The organism is Vibrio sp. 378, assembly GCF_033339435.1.
The window spans coordinates 1-687 of record NZ_JAWOUO010000579.1 but is presented as its reverse complement, the minus strand read 5'-3'; the positions used below and the strand labels follow the sequence as shown (position 1 = coordinate 687).

Here is a 687-nt window from a genome sequence, read left to right as displayed (position 1 = left end):
GGCGATAAAGAAGTGGTTATCACGCTAAAATGATAAGAAAGAAAACCAACGCTAAACAAGGAAATAAGCGGAAGTCTTCTGCGAAACCCAAAGCCGCAGTAAACGACACCAAAACCGCACCGAAAGCAGCGAAAGTAGAAGTAGAGCCATCATTTTTGATTCGCTGGCGCTTCCATTTATTGCTGTTTTTTGTTTTCTGCGCCTTTGCGCTTCTTGTCGCTCGTGTGGCCTATATTCAAATCATCGAGCCGGATAATCTCATTAAGCAGGGCGATCTACGTTCGATTCGTGTTAAGTCTATCCCGTCTGCACGAGGCATTATTTCTGATCGCAATGGTGAACCTTTAGCGGTGAGTGTGCCTGTTGAAGCGGTTTGGGCCGATCCAGCCACCATTTTTAAAGAAAATGCGCTAAGTCAGAAACAAAGCTGGTATGCCTTAGCTGATGTGTTAGGTGTGGATCGCCAAGGCCTGATTGACAAAATCAAGCGCAACGAAAAGCGTCGCTTTATTTACCTGCAGCGTCAGGTGAGTCCAGCAATGGCAAACTACATTCGTGAACTGAAGCTACCAGGTATTGGTCTTAAGTCGGAGTCTCGTCGTTATTACCCGGCTGGCGAAGTCAGTGCGCACCTTGTCGGTGTGACAGGCATTGACGGTCATGGCCTCGAGGGGGTTGAGCGCAGTT

General features: G+C 47.9%; 1 pseudogene. It reads left to right on the top strand.

Annotation, left to right across the window (positions count from 1 at the left end):
- Nucleotides 1-29: 29 nt before the first annotated feature.
- Nucleotides 30-687: pseudogene (locus R7Q48_RS27640) on the top strand (peptidoglycan glycosyltransferase FtsI); the annotation flags it as partial.